Origin of the sequence: Pseudanabaena yagii GIHE-NHR1 (assembly GCF_012863495.1) — a bacterium.
GTDB lineage: Bacteria > Cyanobacteriota > Cyanobacteriia > Pseudanabaenales > Pseudanabaenaceae > Pseudanabaena > Pseudanabaena yagii.
Window position 1 is genome coordinate 3,334,626 of sequence record NZ_JAAVJL010000001.1, and the last position, 16,814, is coordinate 3,351,439.

Here is a 16,814-nt window from a genome sequence, read left to right on the forward strand (position 1 = left end):
TTGATTTAGCGTAACATACAGAGCTTTGTCCGACTAGTAAAACCTTATCCTTCCTGAATTTATGCACCGTACAAATTGTGATAGCTAGCTAAGAGCGATAACTACAACATGTTGCACTGAATTAAAAAACAGAGAAAAGTTTGAGAGTGTGGCAAAGCCACACTCTCAAACTTTTCTTCAAACTTCAACAGTTTGTAATACAAATATAGCCATTAGAACTAGTAAAAATGGCTGGAATAAATATTTACAGCAAGCATTATTTATTCAATATTATAGGTATACATAGTTTAGATGTGGCTAAAACTATGTACTAGTAATACGTACTAATACCTAATCTAAATCCTTAGAAACAACTTAATAAATAATAATATGTACTCAATTAATATTCTGAAAAGCTAAGCGATCGCATAGACATCTCCTGCATTTCTGGCATTTCTGCATGATGGCTAATTGCCAGAGTGTCATTGAGAGCGTCATGTAAAAGTGAGCTAAAGTCGTCATTAGGTTGCCAAGATGGCTCAAAAGGATGAGCTGCTAAACTACATGCCTCCCATGTAGCACTGACGGGAACAGCTAATCTTCCACAAAAACCACCCCTTCTTCCTTCAGGATTGTAATGCTGACACAATTTACAAGCTGTAATGGAGTTACCTGAAGAGTCCATATATCTTATTTGGCTTTGCCAAAATTACTAAAAGCAATTTATTAATTACTTCAATTATCAAGGGTAGCTTTTTGAAGTAAATTAGCTTATACATTAAGCAGGGAAAGAGTTATAGCGATCCCGAATAAAATATTAACTTAACAATGTCTTAACTGATTCCTGTAATGCTTCTATAACAATCTTCTTGAAGATTTTGCTGATAAAAATCGCGAAAATCAATCATTAAGAAAATATATAGATATTTTCAACAGTGAATTTGACTGAGTATTTCTACTTTGAATCTCAAAAAATATAGCAATATGTTGTTTATTTAAAGTGAAAACCCCTACCACTCCAACGCATTCTTTATTCGACTTGGAGAATTAGTTCCGCAGCAGTAAGATCTGTTTCTTTGACAATTTCGCTGCTGGGTAAGGCTTTTAAAATATCTATGGTGGAGCGATACATTTTGAAGGTGTGATCGCTTTTTCTGTAATACATATCACCAAGGGTAAGGTAAGCGGCGATAAAGCACAGATGTACTGACATTGGACTTTCGTTACCATTTCTTGACTTGGTAATTTCTGTTGCTTAAGAGTTTGGGCAATAAGGTTTGGATTAATAAAGAAACAAGTTTTTTGTGGAACAGCAAAGCCGCTCTATAAAAAACTTGTTTCTTTTTGCCGAGCTATTTAGCGCGATCGCCAAATTTCTATTTCAAGGCAATCTCTTTTGATGCTACGGTTTGTTCTGCTAATGGTTCCGCAGATTTACTTGGTTTGCATTTATCAGTTTTGCAGAGATGATCGGGCAAGGCTGAACCAGAGGGATCAAGCTTTTCGGCAAGATGGGGATATTTAATTCTGCCGTGGTTCCGCTCCTGCCATACTTTAATGAACACAGGTGCAATCCGATCTAAGTCTTCCCAACTTAAGGAGCAATCTTTGAGTTGTCCGTCATCCCATCTTGCTTTAAAGATCCGCATAAGCAAAGTTTTAGCTGCTTCTAAAGTGGTTTCTGTTCCGAGCGATCGCAGAGCCGCCTCACAGGCATCTGCCAACATCACAATGCCAGTCTCACGGGATTGGGGAATGGGTCCTGCATAGCGAAACTCTGACTCAATGGCATAGTTCGATCGCTTTTGGGCTTGACAATAAAAATAGGAAATGGTGATCGTGCCCTGATGTTCGGGGATGAAAGCCTGCAGCATTTTAGGAAGATGATATTTTTGAGCTAACTTGATACCACCTGACACATGCTCTTTAACAATTTGAGCACTGAGCCAAGGATCGTTCAGAATATCGTGGGGATTGGGCTGTCCCATTTGATTTTCGATGAAATACTCAGGCTTGAGGGTCTTACCAATGTCGTGATAGAGCGTCCCTGTTCGTACCAAAGTTGTATCAGCACCTAGTTCACGGGCAGCCGCTTCTGCGAGGTTGGCAACAAATAGGGTGTGCTGAAAAGTACCGGGGGTTTCCGTGACTAAACGGCGCAGTAGGGGACGGTCAAGGTTAGCAAGTTCTGCGAGTCGGAATGGGGTCAAAGCATAGGAGAGATGCTCTAGGTAAGGGATCGCACCCAAAGCTGCGATCGCTGAAATGAGTCCGCCTGATGCATATTTCAGGGCTGTAATTAAAATTAGTACAGGTGGCGTTGCACCTCCTAAAATAGCGATCGCTGTATATACTGCTGCTTGGACAACCGCAACTAGTAAGCCTGTTGCGGCGAGGTGTGAGCGAGTTAAAGGGCGATCAGTAATGGCTGCGGCAATAATCGCACCAATTAATACAGGCGATAGAGCTAGCAGATCGCTACTAATAGCAATTCCTATCAATATTGAGGTTAAGGAGGTAATTAGTAGTGCTAGCCGAGAACTATAAAAACTGCCAATGATTAGCCCCATACTTGCCAATGGCACAAAGAAAAACATATGGGGAGCCATCAACACTGCGGCAAGTGCATTGCCAGCGCAAACGATGCCAAGGTTTAAAAAATCTTTAGTATGTAATTTAACTTTGAGGAAATATTGCCATCGTCGATGGGCATAGCCAAGAATGGCAAAGGCGATCGCTGTAGAGCCAACCATCAAGGATACGCCCATCAGATTGACTTGCCTTTGAGTCAATTTTAGTTCGTCCAAAATGACAAACTGTCGCTCCGTAATTTTTTCGCCTCCTTTAACGATGAGATCTCCTGCTCTGAGGAAAATTTTCTGAGTCTGAACAGATTCTGAGGCTTTGATTGCTCTTTCGGTTGTCCCCACATAATCAATGGTCAGATTCGGCTGTACAGTAGCACTTAGAATCGAGATCGCCATAGCCCGATGTTCTTCATTAGTGGGTAGATTCCTGAGGTTGACAATCCTTTGTCGCAACATACTATCGGGTAATCCGATCACGATTCCTGAGGCTTGAAGATCGAGCAAACCCTGTCGAATTAATTTCTTGTTATTTTCCCAATCCTCATTAGTCATTTCTAAGAGGCGATCGCGAAACATAGCTGGACCCTTAGCAACTTTCTCTTGGGTCATCGCATAGGCACGCCGAATATCTGTAATCCTGTTAATGAGACTTTGGTAGTCTGAGGCTGGCGCACTGATTTTATAGAGAGATAGTTCAATAATTGCTAAGGCGGCTATATCTTGTTCTTTGTTAACGGAAGATATAGAGTTCTGATTATTAGAATTATTTGCTAGCCTATAGGCTTTATCCTGCAATTGCGCCCATTCTGGATCGGACAATCGGCGTAAATATCGCTGTACCTCATCACTTAAGATTTTGCGATCGACATAGGGCAGATTGCCAGAAGATATGCGTAAATCATCACCAACTCGTAACAATTCCTCTAGATGTTTGACCGCATTATTGTCCATCTCAGGATTACTGCGATAAATTGGTACTACCTGCTGTTTAGCTTGTTCCTGAGCCTGCTTAGTTGCCTCAATATCAGTAGCAGTAAATGTCTTAGGCGAACGCAAATCTTGGTCAACAAATGTACCAATTGTTAAGCGCGGCTCCGCATAAAAACGAATACTCAGGGTAGAAACGATACAAACAAAGGTAATTCCGATAATCGCTCTACCAGACCACTTGCGAGATGGACGATTAGTTTCAGGGAGCGATGATAGTTGATTGGGAATAATTCCCATAGTTTAATTACTCTAGTAAAAGGTGATTTGCTAAAAACAAAGTCAACAAATGCAGCAATGTTTACAATCTGAGGTTGGCAAGTTCAGGAAATGCAGAGACCAGATCTAGATTTACCAGATTTCCATCAAAAAAACAAAAAATCTGCTTTTAGTTTCTTTGAGGTGGCTATAACTATCCTAAATGATTTTGTAATAGACGTACCTTAAAGAGAACATCCATTAACAAATCCCAAAAAATCACGACTAATTGGGGATTTCTAAGCTAACACAGGCAAAGTAGCCAATTGCCCGACGAACTTATTTTGTTAGCATTTCAACCAATTTTTTGCTTCTAGACTTTGATAGAGGGTTTGCTCAGCAAACCCTCTATCAAAAACAATGGTATGGCGCTTAAAAAATCCATGAGTTATAAATTCTACTTAACTCCAGTCAAGAATTTGTGTTACTGGCTAAAAACAATGCTTGACTTTACAGTGTCTATTGATTAGGTGATAAGGGTGTAGGGCATAAATTTATAGAAATTTTTATAGGAAGAGCAAGACATAAGCCGGGTTCTGTTTCAGGAGTTTTATCAACTGCCTTAGCGGTTATCTATCTGGGATATTTGTTACCAAATACCTCATGCGGCACACACTTAAATGCAATCGCTTAGCGTTCGCCCAACAATCACCTTAAGCAACGGATTTAAGAGCAATTTGAAGATCGATACTCATAAATCCTCTCGCCTTGCTTCCAACTGGGGTTTACCGAGCCAGAGCCTCACGACTCTGCTGGTGCGCTCTTAACACACCTTTGCACCCTTACTAATTATGTAAATATCGCTTTGCGATATTTACATAATTAGCGGTATCTTTCTGTGGCACTATCCTCACGATCGCTCGCACTGGGCATTATCCAGCAGCCTGATCTTCATGGAAGCCCGGACTTTCCTCAAAATCTATACTCAAAACAAGTTTTGAGATAAATTTCGCAACCGCACGCTTACTCTTCCTTATTTCTATTATGAACTAAGTAGCTAAGCACAATCAAACCTCAAAACCTGTAATGCATGTACAGCATGCATTACAGGTTTTGAGGTTTGATATTTAATTGCATCCAACTATGTTTATATGGTGATCGCCATGTGATGGGTACAACTTGATATTCCCCATCACATAATGATTTTTACCAATTTAGTGACAATTTGATGTACTTGCGATAAAAATGTCTGTAAGTAAAAGAAAAAATAATGTTTATCAAAATTGAATTGTTTTGCTAAACTATCTGGTTATTCGAGGCATCCCCCAAATGTCTCAAAACGGATTAAATAATTTTTTACATTCTTGGCTCATAGGTGTGAGTGACTAACTAAATGATGAAACACTTCTCCAAAGGGATGTATACGCTATTTTTGTCCTTAGTCTTAGTACTTGTTGCTGGCGTATCTCAAGCAGCAGCAGCAAACCTCTTGAGGGTTTTGGTTAGAGAGGAAAATAGCTCTAAGATGTCTGTCGCAGTGACACAACCTGCTACTTTACAAATTGCAGGACAGGCGAGCCGCCGTCTTGATCCTGGTAAGTGGTACACATTACCCCTGACATCTGCTTATCGTATTACTCCTAGTAATAATGGATTGGTGCAAGTCGGCAGCAATCTCTACCCCGGTGAAATCGAATTACGCGCTTGGAATAACAAGGCGATCGCCGTTAACGTTTTGTCCCTTGAGGAATATCTGCGCAGCGTTGTTCCTAGCGAAATGCCCGCCAGTTGGCATATGGACGCATTAATGGCGCAAGCAGTTGCTGCTCGTAGTTATGCTGTCAATACTCAGCGTCAGCGTAAATGGGGCGAGGCTCCCTACGATCTAGTCAGTGATACTCGTGATCAGGTATACAAAGGTTTTTATCGCTACGATCCTCAGACTGGGCAAGCGATCGCTCTAATTCATAGCCGCAGTGATCAAGCCGTTGCCTCAACCGCAGGCTATATGCTTAAACCCGGTTTTAATGGTTATTATCGTGCCCGCCTACCTCGCAACTGGATTAGCTGGGGTGGTGGCTATATGCCCGTTTCCGATGGTCAGCACCTCGATCAGGAAATGACTCAGCAAATGGCACAAAAGGGCTGGAATTGGATGCAAATTTTGGCTTGGTGGTATCGGGATCAACCCGTCAAAAACTAAAAAATAAAGGCGGTACTTAGTACCGCCTTTATTTTTTAGTTTTGTGTAAATATAGGTTTATTCTTGTATCTAGTGAAACCTATGGCTATTCAAAAATTATCTGAAGTGGAAATTTCTTCAGCGATCGCTCAATTAGCAGGTTGGGCAGTGGTCGATCAAAAACTCCAAAAAAACTTTAAATTTAGTAATTTTGTTGAAGCTTTTGGCTTTATCAGCAAAGTGGCGATCGTTGCCGAAAAAATGGGACATCATCCTGAACTATTCAATGTGTATAACAAGGTCAGAATCGATCTCACAACCCATGATGCTGATGGTATAAGCGCCCTTGATTTTGAACTAGCCCAAAAAATTGATAAGCTCCTCTAAACAAGGCTCGCGCTTTACGCGAGCCTTGTTTAATTTAGGCATGGCGTTTTTGATGCCATTGCCATGCGTGCTGCAAAATCAACTTAATATCAGCATATTTAGGCTGCCAATTTAAGATATTTCTCGCTTTCTCACTACTACCGACTAAAGCTGGTGGATCACCTGCACGGCGATCGCCAAATATTACATTGATCGACTTACCTGTAATTTCCTGAGCCGTATCGATCACTTCCTTTACTGAGAAGCCATTACCATTACCAAGGTTAAAAATCTCACTCTTATTGCCTTGGAGTAAATATTGCAAGCCCAACACATGGGCATCAGCAAGATCATTTACATGGATATAGTCACGGATGCAGGTTCCATCGGCGGTGGGATAGTCAGTCCCATAAACGGTAATTGCCTCACGCTTGCCCAAAGCCGTTTGTAAAACTAAGGGGATCAAGTGGGTTTCAGGGTTGTGATCTTCGCCGATCGCGCCATCTGGATCAGCTCCTGCGGCATTAAAATATCGAAAGATTACTGACTTTAAGCCATAGGCAACATCAAAATCCTGCAAAATTCGCTCGACCATCAACTTAGTTGCCCCATAGGGATTAATCGGTGCTTGGGGATGATCTTCAGTCATCGGTATTTGCTGCGGTATGCCGTACGTGGCGCAGGTGGAAGAAAACACAAAAGCTTTGATATTAGCGGCAACCATTGCTTCCAATAGGGTCAAAGTCCCAACTACATTGTTGCGGTAATACTTGTCAGGTTGAGTGACGGATTCACCCACATAGGCATAAGCCGCAAAGTGCATAACTGCGCTAATTTGGCGATCGCGAAATAACTGGTCGAGTAAAGCGCGATCATTAGTATCACCAACAATCAATTCTGCTCCTAGGGTTTCGGCGACATCTTGGTGACCATAGACAAGATTGTCTAAAATCAAAACCTGATAGCCCTCCTGCTGTAGCGCTTTTACTGCATGGGAGCCGATATAACCAGCGCCACCTGTAACGAGGACTGTTTGCTTACTCATAACTTGGCTATATATAGTTGTTTTAAATAACTTGCAGATGGGCTTCGACTTCGCTCAGCCCTCGTCGGTGTAAGCTAGCTGAGCGAAGTCGAAGCTTTAGTTTTTATTTGAATTACCTATATGTCTATAGATCTAAGACTTGTTTTTTAATTCACAAAAATGTTGTCATATTTTTGTGAATTGGTAGAACTTAAGCGTGATTTGAGAATGTCGAAAATTTCAGAGGGAATCTGGGTACGGAGCGATCGCCCTAAGCGATTTTTTTTCTGAGCTATTTGTAAACACTCCAGTTTTTTACACAAATAGGCTGATCGCCCCATTCCATCATCAAGTTGGATTTGAAATTGCTGGGGATTACCATCTGTTCTATGAATGTCAGCTTGAGCGATCGGTACACGTACCACTCGCCAAAAATTGTCTCGCATAGCGATACATTGGCAACTAACACAACGGCGGTGGAGCTTCAAAGCCAAACGAGTTTACCTCTGTTATTCCTGATTATCTATTCCTGATCATCTGCATAATCATTCTCCTCCTCATCCTGATCAGATGGCTCAAGATTTTCGGTAAACCTTGCACTACTTTCTTGAATCTTCCGATCCTCTTCCTCGTAATCGTATTTTGCCAAATTTTTAATATCAATCTTCCAACCAGTCAATCGCGCAGCCAAACGTACATTTTGACCTTCCTTACCGATCGCCAAACTAAGCTGATCCTCAGGAACCAGAACATGAGCAATTCTTTCATTGGCATTAATCAAACGCACTTCATGAATGCGGGCAGGGCTAAGAGAATTAGCGATATAGGTTGAAGGATCTGGCGACCAACGGATCACATCAATCTTTTCCCCACGTAACTCTGATACAACAGCTTGAATGCGCGCACCTCTAGCACCGATGCAAGCACCAACAGGATCAACATCTCGCTCAAGGGTATCTACAGCAATTTTCGTGCGGGGACCTACCGCAGGAGATGGGGGGTTAGCTTCTCTAGCAACAGCAACGATCCGTACAATTTCTTCCTCAATTTCAGGTACTTCATTAGCAAATAAATAGACTACTAAGCCTGCATCTGCTCGTGAAACCAAAAGTTGAGGACCACGACGTGACCCTTCAAATACTTTCTTGAGATAAACCTTCAGCGTCATATTCGGACGATAGGGTCTTTCTCCCGCTAGTTGCTCACGCTTAGGTAACTCTGCCTCTACTTCAGGTTGACCAAATCCGCTACTGACAGCAACGATCACAGAGGTATTTTCAAAACGAAGGACTCGACCTTGCAAGACAGTACCTTCAACATCTTGAAATTCCTCTTGAATGATTTTGCGTTGTTGATCTCGTAGTTTTTGAGCGAGTACTTGCTTGGTTTGGATGGCAGCCATTCGTCCAAAGTCCCCCTGCTCAGGGGTCACATCAACGACCACCGTGCCACCTGCTTGCGCTTCAGGCGCAACTTCACGTACTTCCGACAAGCCAATTTCATGATCTGCGTCTTTAACTTCATCGACGATCATCTTCGTGGCTAAGACGCGAAAACCTTCTCCTTCGATATCCAGCTCTACATCAAAGTTATTAAAATACTCTTCTTCAAAGGTGATTCCCTCGGAGCGATAAGTCTTACGAAAACGCTCATATCCCTTTAGTAAAGCTTCACGTAAGGCATTTTGGACGGCGTGTTTGGGGAGATTACGCTCTTTGCTAATCACTTCTACCATCTGTCCCAAACCAGGCAAATTCAACAATGACATAATTTTTCTCGCTTTTATTCTATTTAGTTTTTATTCTGTTTTTGCTAATTCCACCCGATCAACAAGTTCGCGGGGAATATTGATCAGGCGACCTTTGATGCTGATCGTGACTTGCGTTTCATTTCGAGAGACCAGATGCCCAACCCAACTTTGTTTACCTTCATGGGGAACTTTCGTGCTGACTGTCACCATAAAGCCCTTGAAAGCAATAAACTCGCGATCACCCTGTAACTGACGTTCGGCACCAGGGCTAGAAATTTCCAACACGTAGGCATGGGGAATGATATCAATTGCATCAAGGGTTGGTTCTAGTGCACGGCTCATGCGTTCGCAGTCGTCTAGCCCTGTATTTTGCTCAGGATTACGAATATCGACCCGCAACACTACAGGGTTTTTATTGGTATGTAGCACGACATCAACAACCTCCAACCCAAGGGGAGAGGCAACTTCTTCAGCAATTTGAAAAATTTGCGGAATTAGAGGATGACTCATAGATTTACAATTTGAGCTTCTTAGCGTGTGGGCTTCGCGAGTTATATAGTTGAGAGTTTTTGCGTCAAGCTTTTAAAAGCGCTGCTTAAAAACAGGCTTGAAAACTAGCTTAAAAACAAAAAAGTGGGACAATTGCCCACTCTTTGAGTGCTTTTATCTAATAACCGATCACAGTTAAGCACATCACAATTGCGATGTCTTAGCTGATATAGACTCAGATGCTACTTGTAAAACATGCAACAAGTAAAATTTGAGTTCCTCTCTATCGGAGCTTGCGTACCGTAGGTACAACACTAAAAGACGAAAAAATACTTAAACAGATTTTAAGTATATCTAAACTATTCAGTGCTTACTTTTGACTACTTGCCTACTAGTCCTGAGATTTATACTATCACGACCATCCCAGATCGAGAAAAATAAACGACATAAAACGACATTCTGCCTAGATCACTAATTCTGGTCGCTCCTCAGGCAAGATTGCTCCTTGGATGGGGCATACCTCTAAGCAAACCCCACAATCGATACAGATTGAGGCATCAATCTTAAACCAAATTGTGCCTTTACTATTTGCGCCCTGTCCCTGTTCGATACAAGCTACGGGACAAGCAGGTACACAATCTGCTACACCTTCACATATGTTTGATGCGATCGTATAAGCCATATTCAATCTGAATTTTACAAAAACTGTAATGAATTATAGCGATCGCTTCAGTAGTTTAGAGATTTCTGCCCAAAATCATTATTAGATTGTTTGAAATGGTGTTTGAGATGGTTGTATATAACCAAGATATAACCTAAACATAACTTTTTGGCGAAGAAAGATGCGATTTAGTAGTTGTGTATTAAATTTTTTCGTGTATTATACATACATTGCAGACAGACCGTAGGAAGTCAACTGCGATTAATCTAACTATATTTTCATCTTTTTTAAAATAAACCAAACAAATATTGATGAAAAAAATTTAGTTAGTTAGTTTTCTAAGTGTGACTCAGATAGGGCAAGTTGGTCTACTTAGAGAAAGAAATATGCAATCTCTAGCAATAAGCAACTTAGTTAAGACAAAACTAAGTGGTGATGGTTCAGACAAGACCATGCTTACTACTAGCTAGTCAGCCTAGTATTAATGTAGCTTGATATCGGGCGAATTCAAGCGGTGATGGAGTCGATAAAATCCATACTTTTTACTAGTTGAGTCCAAATGCATCTATAAATCTTTATCTGTCTAGTAATTACGTAACTTAACTTTGACGAAGTTAAGTGGTGATGGTACTGGGTAAAACCATGCTAATTACTACAGCGTCAATTAGATCATCTCAAGCTCTTACGCTAAGTAAGGCACACTTGTTAACTCTATCTAAATTGATGGCAAAATTATGAAACTATCTACGTTCGGTATTGGTTTAGCTGTTGCTTCTAGCTTATTAGGTGTCGCTTCTCTAGTACAACCTGCTAATGCTGCAAGCATTCAAGTAGCTAATGGGACTTTTGATTTTAGTGGACTATGGGAATTTAAGTACTTTGGTTCTTATGGTAATGCTCAGTCTGACTTCTTCATCAAAGAAGGTTCAAGTACCACTACCATGATTTCTGAGAATGGTCCAGGTGTGGTTACTACTGCTACAACACTGAATTCATATTATAGCTTTACTCAACCTACTGCCCAATTTGGATTAACGTTTCCTGGCGAAAGTAACATCCTATCTGGTAACAATATTCATTTCTGGGTTGGTTCTGCTACTAATCCATATACTGGTTTCCTATTTAGCTATGACCCTGATGAGTATTCTCACAAGTTTCAGGAAGCTATTAGTAGTCTTGGGGCTTCGGGTTATACCTATGCTATTGGCGTAGAAGATAGAGGTCCTGGTCTAGGTGATACTGATCATAATGACTTTATTGTTCTTGCTAAGCCTGTGCCAGTGCCAGCAATTGTTCCTGGTATTGCTCTAGCTAGTGCTTTCTTCGGAGTCAAGTCGCTTCGCAACAAGAAGAAAGTTGATGAAGCTAGCCAATCAGTTGCTTAGTTCTAGTACAAATTCAAACAAGAGAATTGCTCTAAGCTCCTAAAAAATATACTAAAGCCGAGGATGACGTTATGCTATCCTCGGCTTTCTTGCATAGATATCATAAAGTTATATGCAATCATTACAGATAGGTACAAGCTGGTTCCCAGAAGAAGCAGGTGGCTTAGCTCGCGTTTATTATGGCTGTATGAACTATTTACCACAGGTTGGGGTTGAAGTAAGTGGTTTAGTGGTCGGTTCTGAGCGTGTTTGGTTTAGTTCAGGACAAAAAGTGAGGTCATTTGCTCCGCCTGATAGTTCGACTTGGAGGCGATCGCTAAATCTCCGTAAAGCTGTTCATCAGACATTAGCAAGCGCTAAATTTGATTTGGTTGCCTCACATTTTGCTCTATATACTTTTCCTGCCCTAGATTGTTTAGGCGATTTACCTTTAGTGATGCACTTTCATGGACCTTGGGCTTTAGAAAGTCAAGCTGAGGGTGCAGGCAGGTTATCGGTTTGGGGGAAATGGGCAATTGAGAAGCTTGTTTATCAAAGGGCAAATGGATTTATTGTTTTGTCGGAGTCATTTCGGCAGATTTTGCATCAAACTTATCATGTGCCGCTAGATAAAATTTTTATTGTGGGGGGTGGCATCAATACGACGGAATTTGATCTGGATTTATCGATCGCCCAAGCTAGGGAAAAATTAGGATGGCGACAGGATCGGCGGATTCTGCTTTGTGTCAGGCGATTAGTGAAGCGGATGGGGTTAGAGAATTTGATCGTAGCGATCGCTATAGTACGCCAGCAATTTCCTGATGTGTTGCTATTGATTGCTGGTAAAGGGGCGATCTCAGAAACATTGCGATCGCAAATTCAGGAATTACAACTGGAAGATCATGTGCAGTTATTGGGGTTTGTGAGTGATCAGGATTTAGCGATCGCCTATCGTGCAGCAGAGTTGAGCATTGTGCCAACAGTCACGTTGGAAGGATTTGGATTAACTGTAATTGAATCTTTGGCAACGGGAACACCTGTTCTCGGAACCCCTATCGGCGGTATTCCTGAAATCTTACAGCCCTTAAATCGCAACTTGATTTTAGAAGGTAGTAGTTCTGAGCAATTAGCCCAAGGCATTATCGAAGCATTGTCAGGACAAAGGCAAATTCCTACAGCAGCAGCTTGCCAAACCTATATCAAGCAAAACTACGATTGGCAGGTAATTGCTCAACAAATGAAATCAGTTTATGAGCAAGTTATTCAATCATAATTCACTGCGCTTCCCGCCTAAACCAGAGGCAAGAAATTTTTTAAAAGTTTGGCTTTGCCAAACTTTTAAAAAATTTCTTGCCTCTGGTTTGCTTGATCGAAAATTAAAAGTCTTGCTTAGCAAGGCTTTTAATTTTCTTCGATCGCACCTAGGGCAATCAGCTTTGCTTTTTGGGCTGGGGTCAAACCTGTAGCTTCGTAAATATTTAACCCTTCGTAGGGACGGGGATCGCGATAGGTTCTGATACATTGACCTGTCTTGATATCCCATAGTTTCACAGTTTCATCTCGACTGCTACTGGCAAGTAGATTGCCATCAGCCGAGAAAGTCACATCATAAACTGTGTCAGTATGCCCAACCAAAGTATTGATTGCTTCACCCTTTTCGCGATTCCAGATGCTGATTTGGGAGTCTTCTCCCCCACTTGCGAGAAACATCCCGTTGGGAGAACCAGCAATGGTCAATACATTACTGTTGTGCTCCATTGGTTCAATGGTTTGATCTTCCTGTTCAGTATGCCAATGATAAATACTTGTGCCACCACAGCCAACTATGATTTGAGGCTGTGAAGGCATGAAGATCACATTAGAAACGCTTGCTGGAAGTTCGCCAAAAGTTTTTACACATTCTCCTGTCTTGGTATCCCAGATTTTGACAGTCTTGTCACGACTGCTGCTAACGATATAGCGATCATCGGGACTAAAGGCGATCGCCAAAATCGCAGATGTATGTCCTTGGAGTACTTTAAAGCATTCACCTGTGACAATATCTCTGAGCTTAATTACCTTGCTCGTTTCACCTGTTGCTAGCAATTTCCCATCATGACTAAATACTAGGGTTCTTGCTAAATCGGGGTGCTCACTGATTGTGGCTAAACAATTACCACTGCTAACATCCCATAGTTTAATCGAGCAATCCTCAGCGCAACTAGCAAGGAGAGTACCACTAGGGCTAAACTTAACTTGCCAAACATGCCCTGCATGACCATGGAGCGCACGAATACAGGTGCCTGATTGGATGTCCCAGAGACGCACAATTGAGTCATCACCTCCACTAGCGAGGATCGTTTGTTCGAGATTGAAAGTAACGGAACGCACGGCATTGGTATATCCCTGCAAGATTCGAAACTGTTGCCCTGATGAAACTTCCCAGAGGTTGAGGAGATGTTCATTAGAAACATTGTCTGAAACTTGGTTATCACTAAGTTCTGACCAAGATCGCCCAGTATGACCTTGGAAAGTACGGATGCAAAAGCCTGTATCAATCTCCCATAGCTTTACCATCTCATCACCACTGCTGCTGGCTAATACTAGGCGTTCAGGATGGAAAGCTACGGAGCGTACCCAGTGATTATGTCCAGTTAAGGTCTTAAAGCATTGTGCAGTTTTGAGATCCCATAGACGAATGGTGCGATCGCCACTGCCTGTTGCCAAGGTCGAACCATCGTGACTAAAGCTAACCGCAAAAACAGTATGGGTATGCCCTGTAAAGGTTTTAACGCAACCACCTGTTTCGACATTCCATAGACGCGTCGTTTTATCCTCACTACCACTGGCTAAGACATTGCCATTATGGCTAAAGGCGATCGACCAAATGATGTCTGTATGTCCTTCTAAAGTATGCAAACATGCTCCTGTATCAGGATCCCATAGGCGCACAGTGCCATCATCACTGCCACTCGCTAGTAAATTTCCCTTGGGACTAAAAGTAACAGCCTCAACAATGTCCTCGTGCCCCTGCAAAACCTTAATGCATCTGCCCGAATTCCATAGTCGCACAGTGCGATCGGCATGACCACTAGCCAAAATTGTCCCGTCAGGACTAAAAGCAGCCGACATCACAGCACCAATGTAACCTTGGAGTGTATTTAAACAATCTCCTGTTGATACATCCCATAGTTTGATGGACTGATCAATGCTGCTGCTGGCTAATATAGTTCCCGCAGGATTAAATGATACAGAAACTACCCAGCCCTTATGACCTTTATAGGTCAGCAATGGCTTGCCATCACTAACTCGCCATAAATGGATATCACCTTTGGTGTCGCCGATCGCTAATAATTTGCCATCAGCACTAAAGGCTACCGATAATACCCCACCAATTACTTCGGCAAACACCGATTTAATCAGTGCAGTTTTGGCAAAGTTAACTCGATGTAATTTGATTTCTGATAGGTAAGCTTGACGAATCGCGAGATAGGAAAAATCAGTACCCGTGAGATCAACGCCAAGATTGCATAACAAATTAATAATATTGCCCCCACCATAGCCAAAGGTTGACTTGAGTTCACCTTCGGGGCGCAGTTCGCGTCGCCTTAACTCAGAAAGGGTTTGAAATAGTTCTTTTGCAACCATTTGCTTGCTACCCAGTCTCCCCAATAGTCTTGTGACCAAGGGTTCTAAAATGAGGCGAATCTGACTTTGGCGGACATAATCTTTGGATGTTGCCTTGATCAATGCATAGTGGCGTAAATAGAAAAGCTGACGATTGAGCTTTGATTGGATACTAGGCAAAATTCCGAGGGGATGCTCTTGGGTAATTTCTTGGTAAATTTGCTCAATTAATAGGTTGGTAACAAATTCCATGACCACAGGCTGCTGTGTAAAGCCTGCTGCTGTATGCTCAACTAATGATCGCCGCTTGAGCGATCGCAAAGACATCATCAAGTAGTTCTGTTCAATTGTTGGCACAATATCCGAACGTAATTCACTAGGCTGGACTGGTTCACGATTAATGGCGAGCCACAGCATAATTTGTTTTTCATAGGCAGTGAGTCTCTGATACTGCTGCTCAATGAGATTACTAATGCCACTAAAAATAATGCTTTTTTGTTCTAAAAACCGATTAATGCTGCCTGAATAAAGATCCTTAATTGACGTAGCAGCAATTTTAAGAGCTAGTGGATTACCACGATACCATTGCACCAAACGATGCAGATCACTGGACATAGCTTTGATACCCTTCGCCTCAAGAACACGCTCGGCTGCGGATTCATCTAGCCCATAGAGCTGCAAAGCCCGTACAGGTAGGATGTCTCCTTCCAGGGTCGCGACCTCCTCAGGCATTTCACGGCTAGTAATTACCAGACAACTACGATGCGAGACCTCTCCCACCCTGCGTAATAGAGAACCGTAACCTTCATAATCCTTACGATATGCGCCAGTTTGGGCTTCGTCCTTTAAAACTGACTCAAAGTTATCTAGTACTAATAAGCAGCGATAGCGCTGTAAATATTCCAATAGTCGAGAGATGAGCGCATTGGGATCGCTGGTTTCAGGGGTCTCGCGCTGTTGGGAGAGGAAATGAATAATTGTCGCCAGCATTTCGCTGGGCGTTTTGGCATTATTAAGCGATCGCCAAACTACAAAGTCAAACTTATCCTGCAATTGTTGGGCAAGCTTGACCGATAAAGTCGTTTTACCTAATCCCCCCATCCCTAAAATGGCAACTAACCGACAACGATCACGATCGACCCACTGTTCTAAAGTATTTAGCTCAGGCGATCGACCGTAGAAAAAAGTTACATCAACTACTTCACCCCAGTCTTGGTGGCTACCTGTCTGATTATTTAAGTTAGGGATAGTTGTATTTACATCGGACTTTTTACCTTGCATCTGGCGACGAATGACGTTTTGTACCGTGCTTTTAGTCACTTTTTCGCCAAAGGTTTCCGTTAACAAGTGCCAAAGCTTATGGCTTACTAACTTGATATAGCCCGCATCATATCCAGTTTGTTTCGCAATCTCTGAATAGGATAAACCTTGCCATACTCCCAGAAAAACAGCCTGCTCAACACGAGTTAGACTGCGCTCTTCTAACGACAACTCTATAAATGTTACCGCTTCATCAGCCGTCATGTATACGCCTTAATTATGTAAATATAACTTTTATATAACCTTACTCTTGTCATTCTAAGATGTTTTACGCTTCGTGGTATTTTGTTGTGAGTTTTG

General features: G+C 42.0%; 13 protein-coding genes and 1 other RNA gene. 4 read left to right on the forward strand and 10 right to left on the reverse strand.

What is annotated here, in order from left to right; genetic code table 11:
• Window positions 1–379: 379 nt before the first annotated feature.
• The 4 genes from HC246_RS15170 to rnpB all read right to left on the reverse strand — a co-directional run bounded on the left by HC246_RS15170 (window position 380) and on the right by rnpB (window position 4,783).
• The gene (locus HC246_RS15170) at window positions 380–664 is read right to left on the reverse strand and encodes a hypothetical protein (RefSeq protein WP_169364118.1); all 285 of its coding nucleotides are present in this window, start codon (window positions 662–664) and stop codon (window positions 380–382) included.
• A 345-nt stretch (window positions 665–1,009) separates the two neighbouring features.
• On the reverse strand, window positions 1,010–1,192 hold the full coding sequence (locus tag HC246_RS15175) for a hypothetical protein (RefSeq protein ID WP_169364119.1): 183 nt from the start codon (window positions 1,190–1,192) through the stop codon (window positions 1,010–1,012).
• A 163-nt stretch (window positions 1,193–1,355) separates the two neighbouring features.
• Window positions 1,356–3,794, reverse strand: a complete 2,439-nt coding sequence (locus HC246_RS15180) for an HD family phosphohydrolase (RefSeq protein ID WP_169364120.1) — start codon at window positions 3,792–3,794, stop codon at window positions 1,356–1,358.
• A gap of 527 nt (window positions 3,795–4,321) precedes the next feature.
• Window positions 4,322–4,783, reverse strand: an RNA gene (gene rnpB / locus HC246_RS15185) — RNase P RNA component class A.
• 362 nt (window positions 4,784–5,145) lie between these two features.
• Between rnpB and HC246_RS15190 the strand changes: the two genes are divergently transcribed.
• Together HC246_RS15190 and HC246_RS15195 are read left to right on the forward strand one after the other, a co-directional pair.
• The gene (locus HC246_RS15190; protein WP_169364121.1) at window positions 5,146–5,955 is read left to right on the forward strand and encodes a SpoIID/LytB domain-containing protein; all 810 of its coding nucleotides are present in this window, start codon (window positions 5,146–5,148) and stop codon (window positions 5,953–5,955) included.
• 81 nt (window positions 5,956–6,036) lie between these two features.
• On the forward strand, window positions 6,037–6,321 hold the full coding sequence (locus HC246_RS15195; protein WP_169364122.1) for a 4a-hydroxytetrahydrobiopterin dehydratase: 285 nt from the start codon (window positions 6,037–6,039) through the stop codon (window positions 6,319–6,321).
• 34 nt (window positions 6,322–6,355) lie between these two features.
• Here the strand turns inward: HC246_RS15195 and galE are convergent, their stop codons facing one another.
• The 5 genes from galE to HC246_RS15220 all read right to left on the reverse strand — a co-directional run bounded on the left by galE (window position 6,356) and on the right by HC246_RS15220 (window position 10,245).
• Window positions 6,356–7,345, reverse strand: coding sequence for a UDP-glucose 4-epimerase GalE (gene galE / locus HC246_RS15200; RefSeq protein ID WP_169364123.1), 990 nt, complete (start codon window positions 7,343–7,345; stop codon window positions 6,356–6,358).
• 146 nt (window positions 7,346–7,491) lie between these two features.
• On the reverse strand, window positions 7,492–7,818 hold the full coding sequence (locus HC246_RS15205; RefSeq protein ID WP_211167718.1) for a YlxR family protein: 327 nt from the start codon (window positions 7,816–7,818) through the stop codon (window positions 7,492–7,494).
• Window positions 7,819–7,847: 29 nt separating this feature from the next.
• Window positions 7,848–9,092 carry a transcription termination factor NusA gene (gene nusA, locus HC246_RS15210; RefSeq protein ID WP_169364124.1) on the reverse strand — a complete coding sequence of 415 codons (1,245 nt, stop codon included), beginning with the start codon at window positions 9,090–9,092 and terminating at the stop codon, window positions 7,848–7,850.
• 30 nt (window positions 9,093–9,122) lie between these two features.
• Entirely contained in the window at window positions 9,123–9,584 is a 462-nt protein-coding gene (gene rimP / locus HC246_RS15215; protein ID WP_169364125.1) for a ribosome maturation factor RimP, read from the reverse strand.
• Window positions 9,585–10,026: 442 nt separating this feature from the next.
• Window positions 10,027–10,245, reverse strand: a complete 219-nt coding sequence (locus HC246_RS15220) for an indolepyruvate ferredoxin oxidoreductase subunit alpha (RefSeq protein ID WP_169364126.1) — start codon at window positions 10,243–10,245, stop codon at window positions 10,027–10,029.
• A gap of 713 nt (window positions 10,246–10,958) precedes the next feature.
• Here HC246_RS15220 and HC246_RS15225 point away from each other — a divergent pair.
• Both HC246_RS15225 and HC246_RS15230 read left to right on the forward strand, forming a co-directional pair.
• Complete coding sequence (locus HC246_RS15225) at window positions 10,959–11,609, forward strand: hypothetical protein (RefSeq protein ID WP_169364127.1); 651 nt, start codon at window positions 10,959–10,961, stop codon at window positions 11,607–11,609.
• Window positions 11,610–11,721: 112 nt separating this feature from the next.
• Window positions 11,722–12,861, forward strand: a complete 1,140-nt coding sequence (locus tag HC246_RS15230) for a glycosyltransferase family 4 protein (protein WP_169364128.1) — start codon at window positions 11,722–11,724, stop codon at window positions 12,859–12,861.
• A gap of 128 nt (window positions 12,862–12,989) precedes the next feature.
• On the opposite strand, the gene HC246_RS15235 is transcribed toward HC246_RS15230, so the two are convergent.
• On the reverse strand, window positions 12,990–16,718 hold the full coding sequence (locus tag HC246_RS15235; protein WP_169364129.1) for a WD40 repeat domain-containing protein: 3,729 nt from the start codon (window positions 16,716–16,718) through the stop codon (window positions 12,990–12,992).
• Window positions 16,719–16,814: the final 96 nt, after the last annotated feature.